At 69.1% G+C, this 19,362-nt stretch carries 15 protein-coding genes and 1 riboswitch; of the genes, 8 read left to right on the top strand and 7 right to left on the bottom strand.

The annotated features are described in order from the left end of the window. Positions 1 to 128: 128 nt before the first annotated feature. On the bottom strand, positions 129 to 1,139 hold the full coding sequence (locus tag ACQPZQ_RS24715; protein WP_433284444.1) for a DUF6925 family protein: 1,011 nt from the start codon (positions 1,137 to 1,139) through the stop codon (positions 129 to 131). Between the two features lie 104 nt (positions 1,140 to 1,243). Next, positions 1,244 to 1,456, top strand: a riboswitch (cobalamin riboswitch). Positions 1,457 to 1,573: 117 nt separating this feature from the next. Between ACQPZQ_RS24715 and metE the strand changes: the two genes are divergently transcribed. The 3 genes from metE (at position 1,574) to ACQPZQ_RS24700 (ending at position 5,685) form a co-directional block, all read left to right on the top strand. Then, positions 1,574 to 3,802 carry a 5-methyltetrahydropteroyltriglutamate--homocysteine S-methyltransferase gene (metE, locus tag ACQPZQ_RS24710; protein WP_433284442.1) on the top strand — a complete coding sequence of 743 codons (2,229 nt, stop codon included), beginning with the start codon at positions 1,574 to 1,576 and terminating at the stop codon, positions 3,800 to 3,802. Positions 3,803 to 4,065: 263 nt separating this feature from the next. Next, positions 4,066 to 4,845: an alpha/beta fold hydrolase gene (locus ACQPZQ_RS24705; RefSeq protein WP_433284440.1), complete on the top strand. Its 780-nt coding sequence runs from the start codon at positions 4,066 to 4,068 to the stop codon at positions 4,843 to 4,845. A gap of 18 nt (positions 4,846 to 4,863) precedes the next feature. Then, on the top strand, positions 4,864 to 5,685 hold the full coding sequence (locus ACQPZQ_RS24700) for a mycofactocin-coupled SDR family oxidoreductase (RefSeq protein WP_433284438.1): 822 nt from the start codon (positions 4,864 to 4,866) through the stop codon (positions 5,683 to 5,685). Positions 5,686 to 5,709: 24 nt separating this feature from the next. Here ACQPZQ_RS24700 and ACQPZQ_RS24695 read toward each other — a convergent pair whose 3' ends face one another. After that, positions 5,710 to 6,612, bottom strand: a complete 903-nt coding sequence (locus ACQPZQ_RS24695) for a LysR family transcriptional regulator (RefSeq protein ID WP_433284436.1) — start codon at positions 6,610 to 6,612, stop codon at positions 5,710 to 5,712. An 84-nt stretch (positions 6,613 to 6,696) separates the two neighbouring features. Here ACQPZQ_RS24695 and ACQPZQ_RS24690 point away from each other — a divergent pair, with 84 nt between their 5' ends. From ACQPZQ_RS24690 to ACQPZQ_RS24680, 3 genes are all read left to right on the top strand, one after another. After that, positions 6,697 to 7,218, top strand: a complete 522-nt coding sequence (locus tag ACQPZQ_RS24690; protein WP_433284435.1) for a hypothetical protein — start codon at positions 6,697 to 6,699, stop codon at positions 7,216 to 7,218. Between the two features lie 74 nt (positions 7,219 to 7,292). Continuing rightward, positions 7,293 to 7,721, top strand: coding sequence for a hypothetical protein (locus tag ACQPZQ_RS24685; RefSeq protein ID WP_433284433.1), 429 nt, complete (start codon positions 7,293 to 7,295; stop codon positions 7,719 to 7,721). 48 nt (positions 7,722 to 7,769) lie between these two features. Continuing rightward, the gene (locus ACQPZQ_RS24680; RefSeq protein ID WP_433284432.1) at positions 7,770 to 8,339 is read left to right on the top strand and encodes a TetR/AcrR family transcriptional regulator; all 570 of its coding nucleotides are present in this window, start codon (positions 7,770 to 7,772) and stop codon (positions 8,337 to 8,339) included. A gap of 30 nt (positions 8,340 to 8,369) precedes the next feature. On the opposite strand, the gene ACQPZQ_RS24675 is transcribed toward ACQPZQ_RS24680, so the two are convergent. Then, positions 8,370 to 9,785, bottom strand: coding sequence for a pyridoxal phosphate-dependent decarboxylase family protein (locus ACQPZQ_RS24675; RefSeq protein WP_433284430.1), 1,416 nt, complete (start codon positions 9,783 to 9,785; stop codon positions 8,370 to 8,372). 306 nt (positions 9,786 to 10,091) lie between these two features. After that, positions 10,092 to 12,044 carry an alpha/beta fold hydrolase gene (locus ACQPZQ_RS24670; protein ID WP_433284428.1) on the bottom strand — a complete coding sequence of 651 codons (1,953 nt, stop codon included), beginning with the start codon at positions 12,042 to 12,044 and terminating at the stop codon, positions 10,092 to 10,094. A 267-nt stretch (positions 12,045 to 12,311) separates the two neighbouring features. On the opposite strand from ACQPZQ_RS24670, the gene ACQPZQ_RS24665 reads away from it, so the two are divergent. Together ACQPZQ_RS24665 and ACQPZQ_RS24660 are read left to right on the top strand one after the other, a co-directional pair. Continuing rightward, positions 12,312 to 13,109, top strand: a complete 798-nt coding sequence (locus ACQPZQ_RS24665; RefSeq protein WP_433284426.1) for an alpha/beta fold hydrolase — start codon at positions 12,312 to 12,314, stop codon at positions 13,107 to 13,109. A gap of 155 nt (positions 13,110 to 13,264) precedes the next feature. Continuing rightward, positions 13,265 to 14,152 (top strand): tryptophan 2,3-dioxygenase, encoded by an 888-nt coding sequence (locus ACQPZQ_RS24660; protein ID WP_433284424.1) that lies wholly within the window; start codon positions 13,265 to 13,267, stop codon positions 14,150 to 14,152. A gap of 55 nt (positions 14,153 to 14,207) precedes the next feature. Here the strand turns inward: ACQPZQ_RS24660 and ACQPZQ_RS24655 are convergent, their stop codons facing one another. From ACQPZQ_RS24655 to ACQPZQ_RS24645, 3 genes are all read right to left on the bottom strand, one after another. Next, complete coding sequence (locus ACQPZQ_RS24655; protein ID WP_433299347.1) at positions 14,208 to 15,812, bottom strand: GMC family oxidoreductase; 1,605 nt, start codon at positions 15,810 to 15,812, stop codon at positions 14,208 to 14,210. Positions 15,813 to 16,269: 457 nt separating this feature from the next. Further along, positions 16,270 to 17,304, bottom strand: coding sequence for a methyltransferase (locus tag ACQPZQ_RS24650; RefSeq protein ID WP_433284423.1), 1,035 nt, complete (start codon positions 17,302 to 17,304; stop codon positions 16,270 to 16,272). 1,461 nt (positions 17,305 to 18,765) lie between these two features. Beyond that, positions 18,766 to 18,921, bottom strand: coding sequence for a hypothetical protein (locus ACQPZQ_RS24645; RefSeq protein ID WP_433284421.1), 156 nt, complete (start codon positions 18,919 to 18,921; stop codon positions 18,766 to 18,768). Positions 18,922 to 19,362 lie beyond the last annotated feature (441 nt).

Here is a 19,362-nt window from a genome sequence, read left to right as displayed (position 1 = left end):
CGACGGCCCCGGAGACGGAGACCCTGGAGCACCGGGACCGGATGGCCGAGGTCATCGCCCAGGTCGGATAGGCCGCCCCGGGGCCCATCCCCGGTGACCGCGCGGTGGGACGTTCGACGGCCCACGTGTCATCCGGAGTTGCGGTCCCCGCCCGGGTCGAGGAGGTCGGTCGGCGCCGGCGTGGACCGACGCCATCCGGTGAGCACGCCGTCGGGAGCGCCGATGTGCGCGAGTTTGCGCAGTGCCACCGCGAGTGCGGCGCGGCCGGGCGGATCGCTGGGGTGTGGACCGGCCGCAGGCCCGTGACCGGCCCGGACGGCGGCCCGCACCGCCGTGGCGATCTGCGCCTGGGCGGGGTCGCCGTAGCGGGCCAGCAGCTCCTCGAAGGATGCGAGCCGCGCCGGGTCGAACGGCCGTGGCAGGCCGTTGCGGTCGGTGAGCGGGTGCGGCGGGTAGAGGTGCGCGCACGGCACCCACCCGTCCGGGACCGGGACCGTCGCGCCGTGCGTTCGTCCGGCCCGCATCAGAGCGGGAAGCAGGTGGGTGTGGGGGCCGTCGGGGGAACGGCCGCTCGGTGGCGGGATCACGGCGTACACCTCGACCCTCCCGAGTGCGGTGTCGAACACGCGGTGCGGCGCCGCCACGACCAGCGCGGCCGCGAGCGGCGAGCCGGGCTCGAACAGCGGCCGACCGCAGCCGGCGCGCAGGATCTCCAGCAGTTCGGGGTCGGCCGTGCGGACGCAGGCGTCCACGGTCGGCGTGCCGAGACCGAGATCGAACAGCACGGCGCCCGCATCCTGGGACCGCAGCGGCGCGGGGTCGGCGCCGAGTTCGGTGACCACCCGGCGGCAGGCGCGGTAGGCCTCTGCGACCGGCAGGCACAGGGCGACGGCGTGGTTCCAGTGGTCGTCGGGACCCGCAGGTGTCTCGTACGCGAGGAGGCGGCACCCCGGCGGAACGGTGACGCGGATACCGCCACGATCCGTGGCGACAGCGCCCGCGGTGCGCAGGGCGGGCTCGTCCGACGACCGCACGAACTCGGCGATCGCGCCCGGCGCGCCCATGCTCCAGCCGGACTCGGCATCGTCGAGGTGCTGCTCGATCAATGCGGGCACGTCCGCTTCCGCACGTTCCGGCATGTCCCGAGAGTGCCATCTCCTCCACGCCTGCGCGTCCGGGATGAGCGCAGAGCTGTTTGTGTTCGGACCCAAGATCGTGGGGTGCGAGTTTGTGTCCCCATCACTAGGCTGATGCCGCTGGTGGTTCACTCCGCTTCCGGGCGGGGTGAGGCAAGAGGGAACCCGGTGCGAGTCCGGGACTGCCCCGCAGCGGTGAGCGGGAACGACCGCCGTCATGAAGCACTGGGTGTGAGCCTGGGAAGCGACGGTCAGTAGGTCCGGCAGGGCAACCTGCCGCGCCCGCGAGTCCGAAGACCTGCCGCCGGTGCGTGCGCCGACGGCGTGCGCGGATCCGGGGCCTCGCGGGTGGGCCGGGCGGATGCGGGCACCGGTGTGCCCGCGGAGCCTGCTCCTGCGTGCGTTCCGGGTCTACCACCGCTCGCGAGGAGAGAGCCGTGACAGAACACCCCCGCCTGGGCAGCACCGTCCTGGGATACCCGCGAATCGGGCCGGATCGGGAGCTCAAGCGCGCCGTCGAGCGCTACTGGCGCCGCGAGACCACCGCGGACGAGCTTCGGGCGACCGCCGTGGAACTGCGCCGGGCCACCCGTGCCGAGATGACCGGCCTGGGCTCCGTGCCGGGCAACACGTTCTCGTTCTACGACCAGATGCTCGACGCCGCGCTCGCCGTGGGTGCCGTGCCGCCCCGGTTCGCCGAGTTCGCTGCCGGTGACCCGCTTGATCTCATGTTCGCGATGGCCCGCGGCGCCGAGGGCGTCCCGGCGCTGGTGCCGGAGCTCTCCCCGGACACCCGGTTCCGTGCGTGGCTGCGGACCGCGCTCGACGACTTCCGCGAGGCCCTGGCCGACGGCGTCGTGACCCGGCCGGTGCTGATCGGGCCGGTCACGTTCCTGCTGCTCAGCAAGTCGACGGTGTCCGGGTTCGCACCACTGGACCTGCTCGACGATCTCCTGCCGGTCTACGCGCAACTGCTCGGAGAGCTGGCCGAGGCCGGGGCGGAGTGGGTGCAACTGGACGAGCCGGCCTTCGCCGCGGACCGCACCCCGGCCGAGCTCGACGCGCTGCACCGCGCCTACGCCCACCTCGGCGGACTCACCGTGCGGCCTGCGCTGCTGGTCGCGGGCTACTTCGGCGCGCTCGGCCCGGCGCTGCCGGTGCTCGCTTCGGCTCCCATCGACGGCGTCGCGCTGGACCTGGTCGCCGGGACGGACGATGTCGCCGGGGCTGCCCGGCTGACCGGGCTGCGGGACAAGACCGTGCTGGCCGGTGTGGTCGAGGGACGCAACGTGTGGCGCACCGATCCCGACACGGCGCTGAGCACGGCGGCGATACTGCTGGCTAGCGCGGGCCGGGTGGAGATCGCGACCTCGTGCTCGCTGCTGCACGTGCCCTACGACGCTGCCCGGGAGACCGCACTGCCGGACGAGCTGCGGCAACGGCTGGCCTTCGCCCGGGAGAAGGTCGCCGAGGTGATCCTTCTGGGCCGGGCGATGGCAGGGGAGGAGGACGTCGCAGGTGAGCTGGCCGCGGCCCGTGCCGTCGCCGGTCGTCCGGCTCATCGCGACGACCGGGTCCGTGCCCGGCTCGACGCCCTCGGCGCGGATCACTACCGCCGCCCGGCCGGCGACATCCGAGCCAAGGTCCAGCAGGCCGCGCTCACCCTCCCGCCTGTCCCGACCACCACGATCGGCTCCTTCCCGCAGACCAGGACGATCCGCAGCGACCGTGCGGCGTTCCGGGCCGGCCGGATCGACGCGGCCGAGTACGAACGCCGGATGCGCGCGGAGATCGAGCGGGTGGTCCGGCTGCAGGAGGAGATCGGGCTCGACGTCCTGGTGCACGGCGAGCCCGAGCGCAACGACATGGTTCAGTATTTCGCCGAGCACCTCGACGGCTTCGCCACGACGGAGCACGGCTGGGTGCAGTCCTACGGGTCGCGATGCGTGCGCCCGCCGATCCTGCACTCGGACGTCTCCCGGCCCGAGCCGATCACCGTCGGCTGGAGCACCTACGCCCAGTCCCTGACCGACCGCCCGATGAAGGCGATGCTGACCGGGCCGGTCACGATCCTGGCCTGGTCGTTCGTTCGCGACGACCAACCCCTCAGCGACACCGCGCGCCAGGTCGGGCTCGCCCTACGCGACGAGGTCCGCGATCTGGAGGCGGCCGGCTTGCCGATCATCCAGGTCGACGAGCCCGCTCTGCGCGAGCTGCTGCCGCTGCGTGCGGCCGCCCAGCCCGCCTACTCGGCCTGGGCGACCGACGCGTTCCGCCTGGTCACCGGCGGCGTCGCCGATACCACCCAGGTGCACACCCACCTGTGCTACTCGGAGTTCGGCGACGTCGTCGGGGCCATCGACGATCTCGACGCCGACGTCACGACCGTCGAGGCGGCCCGATCGCGGATGGAGGTGCTCGACGTCCTCGGCGCCGGGGTGCCGCGCGGGCTCGGGCCGGGCGTCTACGACGTGCACTCCCCGGAAGTTCCGGACCAGGCGGAGATCGGTGCGCTGCTGCGTGCAGCCCTCGATCGGATCGGCCCCGACCGGCTCTGGGCGAACCCGGACTGCGGGCTGAAGACTCGCGGGGAGCCCGAGGTCGTCGCCACGTTGCGCAACCTGGTCGCGGCGGCTGCCGGGGTGCGCTCGGGGTCGTCGGGCTGAGCACCCTCCGCACGACGGCGCCCCGCCCGGCTCGGGTGGGGCGCCGGGCGAGACCGAGCTACTCGGCACGGCGGTCGGGTGATGAAGTGCAGGTACTTCTCGCATTGCACACCGGTCACCGTCAGCCCGGGCCACGAAGAAAAGCCCTCACCCAATCTGGTAAAAGCCTTCTCCTTTCATTGCCATGAGCCTTCCAATCATTCTTGCGACGATCACAGTGCGGAAAGGCGAGCGAACGCTGGAATCTCGTTAGCATCGGCGTCATGCCGAGCACAGTCGTTTCGCCGGACGGTACGGAACTCGGATTCGAGACCGTCGGCGACGGGCCGCCGATGCTGCTCGTCCACGGCGCGGCCGCCGATCGGCGCCGGTGGGCGCCGGTCCAGGAACAACTGGCGCGGCACTACCGCGTCCACATGCTCGACCGGCGCGGCCGAGGGCTCAGCACCCGAGAGGCGCCCGCGTACGACATCTGGCGGGAGGCCGAGGACATCGCCGCGGTCGCGGAGTACCTCGGTGGGGACGTCTTCGTCGTCGCGCACTCCTACGGCGCGCTCTGCGCGCTGCACGCGGCCCAGATCACCGGCGCGTTCGGCAGGCTGGTGGCCTACGAGCCGCCGCGGCCCGAGCCCGGCGGGTTCGTGATCCCGCCCGAGACCGTGGCCCGGATGCGGGCCACCGCCGACCCGGAGGAGATCCTGACGATCTTCGTGCGCGAGGCGCTCCAGCTGCCTCAGTCCGCCGTGGACGACGTGCGCGGAACGGACTTCTGGCGGACGCGGGTGGAGGCGGCGCACACGATCCCGCGTGAAGTGGAGTGCGTCGAGGCGTTCGTCGCCGACGAGCGGTTGGGCAAGATCTCGGTGCCGGTGCGGCTCTTCGCCGGCACGGAGAGCCCGGCCTGTTTCCGGCTGGCGGTGGACGCGGTTGTCGAGCGGGTGCCCGGCGCGGACGTCGTGCCGATGCGGGGCCAGGGGCACCAGGCGATGGACTTCGATCCGGAGCAGTTCGTCGCGGCGGTGCAGGCCTTCGAGGCGGCCTGAGCGAGGATGACACAACGAATGACGGGCAAGGTCGCGCTGATCTCCGGCGCGGCCCGCGGGCAGGGACGAAACCACGCTGTGCGTCTCGCGGCGGAAGGCGCGGACATCATCGCCTTCGACATCGCCGCCCCGGTCCGCGCCCAGGGCGCACCAGCGGCGTCCCCAGCCGACCTGGCCGAGACGGTGCGCCTCGTGGAGAACCTCGACCGCCGCATCGTCGCCACCGAGGCCGACGTCCGCGACGGGGACGCCGTGGCCGACCTCGTCGACCGCGGCGTGGGCGAACTCGGCGGCCTCGACGTCGTGGTTGCCAACGCCGGCATTTACGGTAAAGCGGGGCCGGTGGCCCAGATGACCTCGGCGGACTGGCAGGCGGTCATCGACACCAACCTGACCGGGGTGTTCCACACGGTCCGTCCCGCGATTCCCCACCTCATCTCGCGCGGGGGCGGAGCGGTCATCATCACCAGCTCCTCCATCGGACTCAGGCCGGTACCGAACATGGCTCCCTACAGCGCCGCGAAGGCAGGCCTCACCGGGTTGATGCGAACGCTCGCGCTCGAGCTGGCGGAGCACTCGATCCGGGTGAACTCGATCAACCCGACCACGGTCGGCACGCCGATGCTGCTCAACCCGGCCAACTTCAGGCTCTTCCGGCCTGATCTGGACAACCCGACGGAGGAGGACGTCCGTCCCGCCTACCGGTCCCTCAACGCGCTGCCAGTCGCCTACCTCGATCCCGACGACATCAGCAACGCCGTCCTCTTCCTCGCCTCGGACGACGGGCGCTACATCACCGGCGTCGCACTTCCGGTCGACGCCGGGTACGCCGTGAAGTGACCCGCGGCTGCTGGGCGTCGATCGTCACGATGTGAGTGGATCGCCGGTGCCGACGGTGCGGCGGATCGTGGCCAACAGGGCCGTGGCCGACGCGCTGAGGCGTCGGCCCGCCGGCACGGCCACCGATGTCTCGTAGCACGGAACGTGCCGTCGCACCGGGACGAGAACGATCCCGGGCGCCCCGTCAACAACGGATGCCATGATCATCCCCGTGGCCAGCCCGTGCCGGACGAGGTCGAGCACCGTGGCGGCGTCGTTGATCTCGTAGGTCACCTCGCGCGACACCCCGGCCGCGGCGAAGGACTGGTCGTTCGCATCACGTACGCCCCAACCCAGTGGGAAGTCGACGAACACCTCGTCCCGCAGCTCCGTGAGATCCACCGACTCGCGAGTGCTCAGACGATGCGAGGCCGCCACAGCCAGCAGGATGGGCTCGCGCGTGAGGGGTGTGACGGTGAGGCCGGGCACCCGTCGCGTGGGCAGTGAGACGAAGGCCAGGTCGAGCCGGCCGTCCCGCACCCGCTCGGCGTTGCCGGGCGAGCCGCCTGCGTACCGGATCTCGACCGTGACGTGTGGGTACTGGGACCGGAACGTCGCGAGCACGTCCGGCAGGCTGAGCAGGCGCATCGCCTGCAGGATCCCCAGCGTGACGGTGCCCCGCAGGCCGCCGGAGACCTGCTCCACCGCCTCGCGCGCCGCCGCCGCGGCCGCGAGCGTTGCGCGGGCCTCGGGCAGCAGCGCGCGCCCGGCCTCCGAGAGCTTCACACCGTGGTGGGTGCGTTCGAAGAGAACGGCTGCCAGTTCCTTCTCGAGATTCCGCACGGCGGCCGAGACGGCCGACTGCACGATGTGCAGCCGGGAGGCCGCACGGGTGAAGCTCGCCTCGTCGGCAACAGCCACGAAGGCGCCGAGGTGTCGCAGTTCCACACCCTCGAAGGTATCTCGATTCGCGATCGCGACCAGCGCGCTCGTTCGTCGCTGGGGCTGGCCGCAGGCTCGCACGCTGGACTTATGACCTTCGATCACTGCGTGACACTGCGCGTACAAGCACCGGCCCGGCCCAGCTCGCCCGACGTGGTCGTCGTCGGAGCCGGACTCGCAGGTCTCTACCAGTTGCACCGCCTGCGGGAACTGGGGTTGAGCTGCCCCACGACCTACCTCGGACTGCAGGTCGCCGGCTTCCCGAACATGTTCACCATCACCATCACCGGCCCCGGCAGCCCCTCCGTACTCAGCAACATGATCGTCTCGATCGAACAACACGTCGACTGGATCACCGACTGCCTCACCCACATCGACGGCCAGACGATCGAGGCCTCCCCCGACGCCCAACAGCGGTGGGTCGCCCACGTCACCGAGACGGCCGAGCAGACCCTGATGAACCACGCCAACTCCTGGTACGTCGGCGCCAACATCCCCGGTAAACCACGGGTCGTCATGCCCTACGTCGGCGGCGTGGGTAGATACCGGGAGATCTGCGACGAGGTCGCTGCCACGGGCTACGAGGGCTTCCTGCTGACACCGTCCGAGTAAGACAGGCGGCATGCGGCCGGAAAACTGCAACCGAAGGTGCCTCGCCGGTGTTCCTTTCGCTGTATCGCCCGCTCGTGGCATTCACAGATAAGGACCACACGATGAACACCGACGCCTCGACGCCCGTCGCGTCTCCGCCGGTTCCCGGGCAGACAACCGACCCTGCGGATCCGCTCACCGGGGAGGACATGGCAGCAACGCTGCATGCTGCCCAGCACGCCGCGCTGACCTACGAAGGTCCGATCGGCGAGCTCATCAGCCGGGAGCTGCGCCACTACGCCCAACGTGGGGTGCAGCTGCCGCCGTCGGCGATGGGTCCTCGACTCGTCGCGGCGATGCGGAGACAAGAAGCACGTCAACCGCTGCCTCCGGCGCCCGGGTGGGCGCACCTTCCGGCCCGGTACATTCCCGGTAGTGGCCTGAGGTGGCGCCACCGCTCTGTCGCTGAGCCCGACGGGTCGGCCACCGACGCACACGTTTGTACGCGTCCGACGCCGGACTAAACTCGGTCGGTGGACTCAGAGTCGACAGTGTCACGTTCGGGTCGACCGTTGTCCTTTGATCGGACGCAGATCCTTGCCCGCCTGATGTCGCTCTTCTGGCGGCTCGGCTTCGATGGCGTGACGCAGCAGCAGATGGCAGCAATGACAGGTCTATCGACATCGAGTTTGTACAACTCGTTCGGCACGAAAGCCGAGATCTACCGCGAGGTGATGCTGGAATATCTGCGGCGCATGGAGTTCGTCATCGAGCCACTGGAGCGCGGCAACAGAGGCCATGAGGACGTGCTGGAGACGCTCGCTCGCATGGAGGCGGTGCTCCGAGGTCCGGACGGCGGGTTCGGATGCATGGCCACCACGGCGATGTCGACGCCCGTCGATGACGAGGTCGCGCGCGCGACGCGGCGCTACCGCGAGCAGCTCAGGGCAGGTTTCCTCGCTGTCGCGCAGCGGGCTCGCGTTCTGGGCGAGTCGACACCGGAGCCGACGATGCTGGCGAACGTCATGACCGCAGCGGTCCTGGGCACACTGACGATCGCGCGCGCCGACTCGGACGGCCACGAGTTGGCCGCGCACCTGGAAGCGTTGCGCGATTTCGTTCGTGATTGGCAGAACCGGTGACGTCGGGGGTGCCGTTGGTGCGCATCCCGGTCATCCGGTCGCGAGGCGCGCATGGCGCAGCAACGCCTCCACGGCCTGGTCGACATCCTGCTCGTCGGTGGCCCAGTCCGACACCGAGATACGCATGAGGCGCTGGCCGCGATACGTCGTCCCGCTGAAGAACGCGCTGCCCTCGGCGCGTACGCCGGCCATCACCTCATCGGCCAGGCGCCCGTGGTCGCCGTCGGGCGCAATCCAGCGCACGAGGACCTGGTTGGACACGACGTCGTTGACGATGGCGGCCCGGCCGCTCTCGCGGAGCGCGTCGGCGAACCGGTGGGCCAGCCGCGTGGTGCGCTCGACCAGCTCGGCCACGCCGTCGCGGCCGAGTGACCGCAAGGTGGCGTAGACCCCGACCCCCCGTGCGCGGCGGGAGAACTCCGGCGACCAGTCCAGCGGTTCGCGAGCCTCGGTTCCCTGTTCCAGGTACGCGGCCTGGATGCTCATCGCGGCGCGGTGGGCGGCGGCGTTCCGGCAGATCGCGATGCCGCAGTCGTAGGCGACGTTCAGCAGCTTGTGGCCGTCGGTCGACCAGGAGTCCAAACGGTCGAGCCCGACCACGTTGTCCGCCATGACCGGGGAAGCGGCAGCCAGGAGCATCACCGCCCCGTCGACGTGGACCCAGGTCGGATTGCCGGCCGCCCGGTGTGCGTCGGTGAGGTCGGCCACGGCGGCGAAGTCGTCGAACCCGCCCGTGTTGACGTTGCCGCACTCCACCACCACGATCGTCGGGCCGTGGATCGTGTGCAGGGCCTGCTCGAGCTCGTCGGGGCGTACGTTGTCGTTGTCGTCGCAGGCGACGGTGACAATGGACCGTTCGCCGAGGCCGAGGAACCGCAGCGCACGCAGCACGGTCGCGTGTGCGCCGGACTTGACCACCACGGTGATCGGTGGTGCGCCCGCGAGTCCGTCTGCCTCGACGTCCCATCCGGCCTCGCGCAGCACCTCGTGGCGGGCGGCGGCCAGGCAGGTGAACGTCGCCATCTGGCCGCCGGTGACGAAACCGACCGAGCTCGTCTCCGGGAGGCTCATGAGGCCGACGAGCCACTGCGCGGCGAGTTCTTCGGCCACAACGACCCCGGGTGTCGACGAGAACATCGGCGCGTTCTGATCCCAGGCCGCGACCAGCACCTCGGCCCCGAGCGACGCCGGGTGCAGGCCGCCGGCGACGAAGCCGAAATACCGTCCGGAGGCCTGCGCGGCGACGTACGGCCCGAGATCACGAGCCAGGTCCTCGACGACCCGTGTGGGGTCGATGCCGGCCGTGCCCGGCGGTTGATCCAGTGCCGTCCGGATCCTGGCGTGGTCCGCCGCCGGCAGGACCGGCCGATGGGGGAGCGAATCCAGGTGCTCCAACGCGCCGGAAGTGGCGGCGTCGAGCACCGATTTCCAATCCGAGCGACGCATCAAGTCCCCCCGGTGAGCCGTTCTGAGGCGTACGACTCGGATGTCGGATAATTCTGAGTTGGTACACTCAGAATATCAAACCCGGGCGCTGCTGCGACGGCTCGACGCCGTACGGGCATGCCTGCGAGCCTCCACCTGCGCCGCAACGGCACACTCGAGATCCGCCGGGCGTGACCGCTTGCAGCCGAGGAAGGGAGACGCGACATCGATGCCCGACGCGGGGAGTTCATCACCAAGACCGCCGGAGCGGCCATTCGAGAGCTCTACAACCCCGCGCAGATCGACGTCATGAAGCGGATCCACGCACTACTCGCGGGCACACCCGGCGACAGCCACTGCTGAGTTGCCGCTGCGGCCACCGAGATACTGGGCGAAGTGCCGCTCGATCGCGCGGTACAACCGGATCTGGTTCTCGGGGTTCTCGAAACCGTGGCCCTCGTCCTCGGCGACGATGTACTCGACCGGGACGCCGCGGCCTCGCAGGGACTCGACGATGTTGTCGGACTCGGCGCGGACCACGCGGACGTCATTGGCGCCCTGGGCGACCAGCAGCGGGGTGCGGATCCGGTCGACCATCGTGATGGGTGAACGGGTCAGCATGTCGGCCTCCTGGGCAGGGACCTCGGGGTCGCCGACGTAGCGGTACCAGCTGTTGGCGTTGTAAGGCCTGGTGAACGGCGGCAGGGTGCGCATGAAGTTCGCCAGGTTCGAGATGCCCACGTAGTCGACCGCGGCGGCGAAGTAGTCGGGGGTGACCGTGACGCCGATGAGCGCCGCGTAGCCGCCGTAGGAGCCGCCGAAGATGCCGATGCGGGCCGGGTCGGCGTAACCCTGTGCCACCGCCCAGTCGACGGCGTCGATCAGGTCGTCGTGCATCTTCGCGGCGAACTCGCCGATCGCGGCGGTGGTATGCCGTCGCCCGTAGCCGGTGGAGCCGCGGAAGTTGACCTGCAGCACCGCGTAGCCGCGGTTGGCCAGGAACTGTGCTTGCGGGCTGTAGCCCCACGTGTCGTGGAGCCACGGTCCGCCGTGCACCAGCAGCACCAGGGGCAGGCCCCGTGGTTCGATCCCGATCGGCAGCGTCAGGAACGCGTGCAGCGGCAGCCCGTCACGGGCAGGGAAGCCGACAGCCGTCATCGGGGCCAAGTCGGCCGGAACCAAGCGCGGGAACGGGCGGAACAGCTGCCGGCTCTTACCCGTGCCGTGGTCGTAGAACCAGGTCACCGCCGGTTCGCGGTCGTGAATGAACGTTGCAACCCAGCGCTGCTCCGACTCGTCCGACGACAGCGTGCCCAGCACGCCGTCGGAGAGCTTCTCCAGCTCGGCGTAGACCTCGGCGAAGTGTGGGTCCACTACCTCGATCCGGGGCCGGTCGCCGACGAATCGGGCCGCGATGACCTCCCCGGTGCGCCGGCTGGTGAACACGGTGGGCGGCAACACGCCAGGGGCCATCGTGCCCAGGATGCACAGGCTGTGCCCCTCCACGGCGGCGACCACGGTCTCCTCGCCCGTCTCCCGGTCGATGCGGACCAGTCGCAGGTCGTCGGAGTCCTGGTAGGCGCCGACCAACATGCCCTTCCCGTCGGGCGCCACCAGTTGCGGCTGCACGCCCATGGGATGCTCCGCGCCGCCGATGCGGCGCAGGAGGCGTCGCTGTCCGGTGTCGGGGTCGATCGCGGAGAACTCGTAGGCGCCGTCCTCGGTCAACAACGAGTGGAACGCCGCCTCGCCGTTCCGGTCGAGCAGGACGTTGCCCGTCGGATCGGCCTGCTCCAGGTGCACTGTCGTCTCGCCGGTCGCGACGTCGATCCGGAACACGTCGATGAACATCGGCCGCCGGTTCATCCAGACCAGCACGCTCCCGGGCACCGGCGCCAACGGCTCGGCGCCGAACACGCGCGATCCCGGCGGCATCGGTGTGAGGTCGACAGCCGGCTCGTCCGGTGCGTCCAGGTCCACGCGGTAGAGGTGCCAGTCCTCGTTGCCGTCGGTGTCCTGCAGGTACAGCAGCCAGCGCGGGTCGTCGGTCCAGTAGTAGGTCGTGATACCGCGCCGGGCGTCGTGCGTGACGCACACCGCGTCCCCGTGCTCCTCCTCGACCCTGCGCACCCACACGTTGCGCCGGCCGTACTTCGGCGCCAGATAGGCGATCCTCGTCCCGTCCGGCGAGATCGACGGAACGGCGAACTCCGGGTCGGCGAAGAACTCCTCGACGTCGATCAACTCGGAGAGGGACCCTCGAGTCGGTACCGCGGTCATCCAGGCTCCAATCAGGGGCGTGCAGCGTCGTTCGTGGACGGTGCGCTCAGCGTCGAGCGCACGGATGGCGGGCTCCGTCCAGTGGACGACCTGCCGTGCGACTCCGACGCAACACCGTGCCGCTGCGGCACAGTCAACCCCCGATATGTCTGATTCACACCGTTGGGGCAGTTTCGGCTCCCGGTCCTGCGCACATCGCACGTAGCCCGACAACGTGCTACTCAGGGGCTATTGCCGCGCTGCATTGAAAAAATCAAACATGGGGCTATGCAGGGGGCAGTTCTCAAGCGCACCACCTCCGCCGACGGCACCCCCATCGGGTGGCGTCAACTCGGCACCGGCCCGGCGATCGTCATCGCACACGGAGCGATGTCGACCGGTGAGCAATGGCTGCCGGTCGCCGAGATCCTCGCCGAGCACAACACCGTCATGATCGTCGACCGCCGTGGGCGCGGCCTCAGCGGCGACGCCCCGGACTACGACCTCTCGACCGAGCTCGCCGACCTCGACGCCGTGCTCGCCGTCGCGGGACCCGGAGCGACAGTCATCGGCCACTCCTACGGCGCGATCATCGCCGCGGCGACCGCAGCCGCCGGAGCCGACATCTCCGCGCTGGTCCTCTACGAGCCTCCCCTGCCGGTGGTGGATCTGATCGCCGAGAACGCGTGCACGTCCTGTACCGCGGCGGTCAAGGCCGGGGAACACGAGCGAGCGCTGTCGATCATGCTCTCCGACATCGTGCACATGGACGAGGCCGACCTCGCCGACCTGCGCGGGACCCCGATGTGGGCAAAGATGGTCGACCTCATCCCGACGTTGCCGCGCGAATTGAGCGTCATCAACGGGCTCGCCGGCGACCTCGATCGGTTCACGACGATCCAGCAGCGCACCCTGCTCCTGCTCGGTGAGGTGACCGCGCAGTACCAGGTCGACGCCACCCGGTTCCTCGTCGAGAGACTGCCTGCCGCCACCCGGGTCGAGATCCCCGAGCAGGCACACTTCGCCCACGTCGCCGTGCCCGGCACGGTCGCCGACGCCGTGCGCTCCTTCCTCGATGGGGCCTGACCGGCCATGCCCGCGCCGCGCGCCCGGCGAGCACCCCGTCCGGCGACGGTCATTTCACGCAAAGGTGACAGCGTCGGAATCCGGCACGCACTCAATCTCGTTGCCTTACATGCCAATGTCATTGTTCGTCCGCGAGATACGTCGAGGAGACGGCCATGTCTTCCGTGCAGCCCCCGCAGGAAACGCACAATGGGAAGAGGATGCTCCTGAACCATCCCGGCCCGGGTGATCCCGATGAGCAGACGCCATACAGTTCGTACCTGTGCAGCGAAGTGCTGCACACCCTCCAGATGCCACTCAGTGACAGCCCGGCAGAGCCGGCCTTCATGGTCAACGCCCAGGTCATGGAGCTCTACTTCGGGCTGATCGTGCACGAGCTGCGGACGGCCCAGGGTGAACTCCGTAGCCAACGGCTTGACCGGGCCGGCGCCACCCTGCGCCGGACCGCGGCTCACTTTCGTGCGCTGAACGGGAACTGGTTGTCGATCTCGTGGATGACCCCGGTCGACTTCGGCCCGATCCAGCGCGGGATCGCGGAGGTGCACGGCAGGCGACAGTTCAGCGCCCTGCAGTCGTGGATGTTCCGCTGGATGGCGATCCTGCTGGGGAGCAGGTCGACCGACGGGCTCGTCTCGCTCGAAGGCACCCCGACCCGCCTGCGCGAGCTGCGCGAGGCCCTCGGTCAACCCACCCTCTACGACGACGTGCTGGGCCTTCTCGCCGAGAGGGGCTACCCGATCCCGGCGAACTGCCTGCAGCGCGACCTCGCCGCCCCGTACGCGCCTCATCCGGCGGTGGGTGAGGTATGGCGCACGGTGTACCAGGATCCCGCGGAGCACCCGGAGTTCTTCGCGCTGGGTGAGACGCTGGCCGACATCGCCGAGGAGTTCACCACCTGGAAGTACCGGCACTTGATGTCGGTGCGCCGGACGTTCGGGAACCGGGATGGTTACTTCGGCCGGCCGACCGTTGCCTGGTTGTCACCGACGCTCGACGAGATTCCGTTCCCGGAGCTGTGGACCGCCCGAGCTGCGGTGGAGTGACCGGACCGATACCCACTTCGGTCGCGAAGCGGCCAACCACCCCGCTGCAGTTCCCCTAAGCGCAACTGCGGTGACGCGAAGCCAACGCCACGAAGGAGTGCACGAGACTGCGTCCGTGCCTGTCCTTGGCGAACTTGTGGCTGGTACTCAATGTCCGGCTCCGGATCAGTTCGGCTCCCTGTTCCGCGATCATGATCGTCGGGACGTTGGTGTTCACCGAGACGATGCGGGGCATGACCGACGCGTCGATCACCCGGAGGTTCTCGACACCTCGCACCCGCAGGTCCGGGGTGACCACGGCATCGTCTCCGGAGCCCATTGCGCAGGTGCCCACCGGATGGCAATACGTTCCCGTGGCGCGTCGGACGAACTGCTCGAGCTCGTCGGCACCTGTTGTCTCCCCGCCGGGATACAGTTCGGCTCCCCGCCATCCGTCGAAGGCACTGTCGGCAACGATGGCGCGTGCTGTCTCGACGCCGTGGACGAGACGGGTGCGGTCATCAACGTCGGTGAGGTACTGCGGGTCGATCAGCGGCGACGCGGCAGGGTCGGCATTGCGGAGCCGGATCGTGCCACGGCTCTTCGGCACCGTCGCGACCCCGAGCGTGAAACTGTTCGAGGGTGCCTGCATACCGGGCTGCAGGAACGGGACATGAACGAACTGCATCTGCATGTCCGGACCGAGCAGCCCATCATCGCTACGCCACAGCAACGAGGTCTCCGAGAGATTCGACGCGCCCGGCGGGATCTCCCGGTTCGCCTCGTAGACAACCGAGGTCAGCGGGTGGTCGTGCAGGTTGCGGCCGACGCCGGGCAGGTCCTGCACCACCCTGACCCCGGCATCGCGCAGTTCGTCGGCCGGGCCGATCCCGGAGAGCAGCAGCAGGCGTGGTGTGTCGATGGCGCCGCAGGAGACGACGACCTCCCGGGTGGCGAGGACGTCGATGATCGCACTGGCTCGTCCAACCCGCACCCCTTTGCAACGGCCACCGCGCACGATCAGCTTGAGGGCTCGGGTCTCGGTGTGGACGGTGAGGTTCGGGCGTCCGAGGACGCTCGGGGTCAGGTAGGCGTCGGCCACGCTCTGGCGCTGTCCGCCGGTGATCGAGAGATCCTGCCACCCCGCACCCACTTGTTGCTCGCCGTTGAAGTCGGGCGTTATCGGGTGGCCGATGGCCTCCGCTGCTGCGAGGAACACCGCAGAGAGCGGATTGGGATCGTGCGTCGGGCTTGGTCGCATGGGCCCAGCGGTGCCGCGAAAGCGCGGATCACCATGGGGCACCGACTCCATCCGCCGGAAGTACGGCAGCACGTCGTCGAACGCCCATCCCGTGGCGCCTTGTCGCGCCCACGTGTCGTAGTCGTCGCGATGCCCACGCAGGTAGACCATCGCATTGATCGCACTGCAGCCGCCGACGGTGCGTCCACGGGGCCACGCGACCCGGGTTTCGTACATCTCGTGTTGCGGGGTCGTGCGATACGCATAGTCGAGGTCGCTGCCCAACAGTGTCGGCCAGGCGGAAGGTGTGCAGATCTCCCGGCGGACGTCACGTGATCCGCTCTCGAGGACGAGAACACTCACGTCCGGCTCTTCGGACAGCCGGGAGGCAAGAACACATCCCGCCGAACCGGCGCCGACAATGACGTAATCGAAGACCATAGCCATCGGAACTCCCTAATCGATGATCGCTGCAGTCAGCTCGCGCCGCTGCGTGAGGTCGTGCATCTCCGGGGTGTAGGGCTCGAACACGCATGAACGGACAGCGTGATCTGTTCGAACGGAACAAGAGGATCAAATTCCCGAATCGTGCATTACCTGAAACATAATGCAGAGTAATCCCATAGCGCTGCGAATTGTGCGGTCGCGAACGGAACGCGCACGCCGAGCAGCACGGGACGCCGGTATCCGCGCAGACGGCCATCCTCGTAAGCGCAACGATTCGAGAATGTGTCACGTTGCAAACGCTAAGCGTCCACCTCGGGTGCGGCCAGCGAGAGTTCGGAATTCCTGACATGCGTTGATGTCATGGCCGGCCGCTGGAACGAGACAGACCGGTCACATCTGCGTGCTGGAGGCCAACGGGGCGCGGAACATCAACGGCGTGAAGGGCGCGTGCCTACGTGGTGGGGACGGCCTCGACGAGCGTCAGGTTCCTGGCCACCGATGTCACAGCGGTCGTCGTGAAGCCCGCGGCCGACAGAAGGGTGCGGCACTCGGATTCGGTGCGTTCCCTGGCAGCCTGCGTCACCAGCATGAGCAGGTCGATGAAGCTGAGTGAGCGGTGCACAGGATCGGCCTCCACGACGTCGGGGACGAGATGCTCGATCACCAGGAGGTTCGACGACCCGGTCATGGCCCGCCGACACGTGGTGAGGAGGTCACGAGCCCGATCGTCGTCCCAGTTGTGCAGGACGCTCTTGAGTACGTAGACGCCGGGACCGGCGGGCACGTCGTCGAAGAAGCTCCCCGCCACCAGCGTGCAGCGGTCGGCGACGCCGGCCCCCTGCAGGTACGGACGTGCGTGGTCGATCACGTCGGGTAGCTCGAACAGCACGCCCCGAACTGCCGGATTCTCCTTCAGGATGGCGGCGAGCAGATCGCCCCGGCCACCACCGACGTCGACGAGCCGCTCGGTCGTGCGGAAGTCGTAGCCGCTCATGATGCCGTGCATGGTCACTCGGGTGAGCTCGGCCGTTCCGGCGATGAAGGCCGTGGCACGCGCCGGGTCGTCGATGATGAGGCCGTCGTGGGACCTCGCGTTGATCAGATCGCGAGCGCTGTGGCCGGTCACCACGCTGTCGATCAGGTGTGCCCACTCGGTCCAGAGATCGCGGCCCCAGTGGATCGCCCATGAGCGCAGCGAGAGTTCCGCGTCGGTCCGAAGCAGCCGGCCCATCGGGGCCAGGTCGAAGGAGCCGTCGTCGCGTTCGGAACAGATGTCGAGCGTGGCGAGCCCCCGCAACAGCCGCTGCAGCGAGGGTGCGTGCGTTTCGGTGGTGGCGGCGAGCTCAGGTGCCGAGCGTGGTCCTCTGGCGAGCAGGTCAGGGATGCCCAGTTCTGCCGCCGCGCGGACGACCTGCGACATCCATCCGGCGTTGATGATCTCCAACAGCCGCCACGCCCATTCGTCTTCCAGTTGACTATGAGGCAAGAACTACTCCTATCCCGAAGCGCCCGGAGTGGCTCGATCGCTTCCTTGGCTTCCGGTCGCTCCTGCAGCGGCCACTCCATTGGACATGTGGGCGGCTGAATCGATTGGCCACTGCTGGTCGGGTGGTGCGATGAAGTGCTGAGCGGGTGGCGGGTGTTGGTGCTGATTTTTCGGCCGGCTCGCCAGTCACGCTAGGAGCAGGAGATTCCGACGTCCAGTCGGGTGCGGCATGACAGCGATGGCTGGTTGCACTTGGTGGGTCTACTCAACGTGGGGATCGGATGCTGTGTGAGGACGCCGAGCAGCGGTTGTGAAGCTCGTCGGGACGTGGGTGCGGCTCGTCTCCGTGTCGACGTTGCGGTGTGGGCGTGGGAATGGGAAAGCCGGGCTCGTCGCCGCGTCCGGAGTTCGCTCCGCAGCAGCCGACCGCTCGGCAGCGGGGATGCAGCCACGGCCGGAATCGGCCGCCGTCGGGGGGCACCGGCGAGCGGCTGCGTCACCGCGCCGCCGGCCTGCGAGGCTGCTGGATGGCAATGCTGGTGCCGGAGCGATGAGGCCAGGCTGGGCCGACACGCTGAAGACGTCGATCTCACGGCTGGAGCAGGCGTTGCTCGGCAAACAGCAGGGCGTCCGGCTTCGCGGACGGCCAACCGGAAGGGCCTCGCCCCCACATGCGGGGGTCGCGCCGCCTCGACGCTCGTGGCCCCGTCGGGCCGACGCAGTTGAGCCCGCGCCCCATCGTCCGGCACGCATCCGCGGCGGACGCGAAGGTCGCGGTGACGTTGACCGCCCAGCCGTTCCGCTGCTGTGCCGGCGGAACCGGAGGCGCGCCCGCGCACGCGACTGCCTCCTCCCGGTTGCGCGCCCCAACTGAGCCGCAGTTGGCGGATCTCGGGCAAGGGCACGCCCGCGGCTTCGTCGAGACCCGCGCCAGTCCCGGCCGCGGTTCGTCGTGTCGGCGAACGACTCGACGAAGCGTCGATCGGAGGCGCCGATTGCGATCGGCGCGCCTTGCCGATGGCGGAGGTTGGTCACGCCCCTGACGCTGCGGCTGTACGGTGAATGTCAAACAGCGCCTCGGACCTTTGATAGCTAATTCAGGATCGGGCTGGCCGAGCGTCGTAGTCCGGGATTTGTGACATGCCCTCGAGTGTGGTCGGGCCAGAGCGCGGCAGTGAGGCCGCCGTATTTGTTGAGAGCCTTGCAGACGTCGACTGCGCCGAAAATATGGACGGTATGCACATGGCGATGTGAGAACATGTCACGCTTCAAGGTTAGGGGTCGACCGCGCATTCTGCCAACGAGCGTTCGACATTCCCGGTATGCGCGAGCGTCATGGACGTCGGTGTCGCCGCGGCGCCGCCGGTGCCGATGACGACGAGGCGCCCCCGTGTGAGTCGAGCAGTGCCCGGCGACATGAGCGGGACTTTCCTTACCCATCCCGCACAACCGCGAGCTACTTCACCGGCGAAACACAACGTACGCCGCCCCGGTCAGCCGCACCCCGCCGCGGCGCCGCTCGGGCAACACCGTGCCCGCAGCGGCGGTGAGCGTGCAGCGCTCGGTCACCTCGCGAAACACCCGCAACGCGACCAGCGAGACGTTGCCGAAGACCATGCCGACGACGCATGGCAGGAATTCCGAACTCTCGTTGGCCGCATGGGGGATGCGCTCTTAGCATTTGCTGTGTGACGTTCTCGAACCGCCGCTGCGGGGCGGGCTGCGGTATTGATCGTCACGCCTTACGAAGGGCTGGGCCTCTGCATGGACACCGATGACCGTGCCGCTCATCCCACGTGCCCCTGGATCGTGTGCACCGGATCTCGAATACCGATCCGGGTGCACCCATCGTAACCAACAGATTTGCGATACCGCTTCAAGCTCTCCAGCAACACGAAGGGAGTCCGATGCCGACTACAATCGCGGTCCGCTACCTCGACCCGTTCGCCCCCGACTTCCTCCGGAGGCGACCGCCGCGGTGGTCGCTGGGGAGATGGTCGCTCGGCTGCCGCAGAACGAGCCGTCTGACGGGATGGCCGACCTCGCGCGGATATTCCG

The organism is Pseudonocardia sp. CA-142604 (assembly GCF_050948475.1).
GTDB lineage: Bacteria > Actinomycetota > Actinomycetes > Mycobacteriales > Pseudonocardiaceae > Pseudonocardia > Pseudonocardia alaniniphila.
This window is presented reverse-complemented; position numbering and strand designations above follow the sequence as displayed.

Excerpts from the sequence above, each read along its gene's own strand:
- ACQPZQ_RS24715 (WP_433284444.1), bottom strand. The coding sequence starts at position 1,139 with ATGCCGGAACGTGCGGAAGCGGACGTGCCCGCATTGATCGAGCAGCAC.
- ACQPZQ_RS24705 (WP_433284440.1), top strand. The coding sequence starts at position 4,066 with ATGCCGAGCACAGTCGTTTCGCCGGACGGTACGGAACTCGGATTCGAG.
- ACQPZQ_RS24700 (WP_433284438.1), top strand. The coding sequence starts at position 4,864 with ATGACGGGCAAGGTCGCGCTGATCTCCGGCGCGGCCCGCGGGCAGGGA.
- ACQPZQ_RS24690 (WP_433284435.1), top strand. The coding sequence starts at position 6,697 with ATGACCTTCGATCACTGCGTGACACTGCGCGTACAAGCACCGGCCCGG.
- ACQPZQ_RS24675 (WP_433284430.1), bottom strand. The coding sequence starts at position 9,785 with ATGCGTCGCTCGGATTGGAAATCGGTGCTCGACGCCGCCACTTCCGGC.
- ACQPZQ_RS24670 (WP_433284428.1), bottom strand. The coding sequence starts at position 12,044 with ATGACCGCGGTACCGACTCGAGGGTCCCTCTCCGAGTTGATCGACGTC.
- ACQPZQ_RS24665 (WP_433284426.1), top strand. The coding sequence starts at position 12,312 with ATGCAGGGGGCAGTTCTCAAGCGCACCACCTCCGCCGACGGCACCCCC.
- ACQPZQ_RS24660 (WP_433284424.1), top strand. The coding sequence starts at position 13,265 with ATGTCTTCCGTGCAGCCCCCGCAGGAAACGCACAATGGGAAGAGGATG.
- ACQPZQ_RS24655 (WP_433299347.1), bottom strand. The coding sequence starts at position 15,812 with ATGGTCTTCGATTACGTCATTGTCGGCGCCGGTTCGGCGGGATGTGTT.
- ACQPZQ_RS24645 (WP_433284421.1), bottom strand. The coding sequence starts at position 18,921 with ATGGTCTTCGGCAACGTCTCGCTGGTCGCGTTGCGGGTGTTTCGCGAG.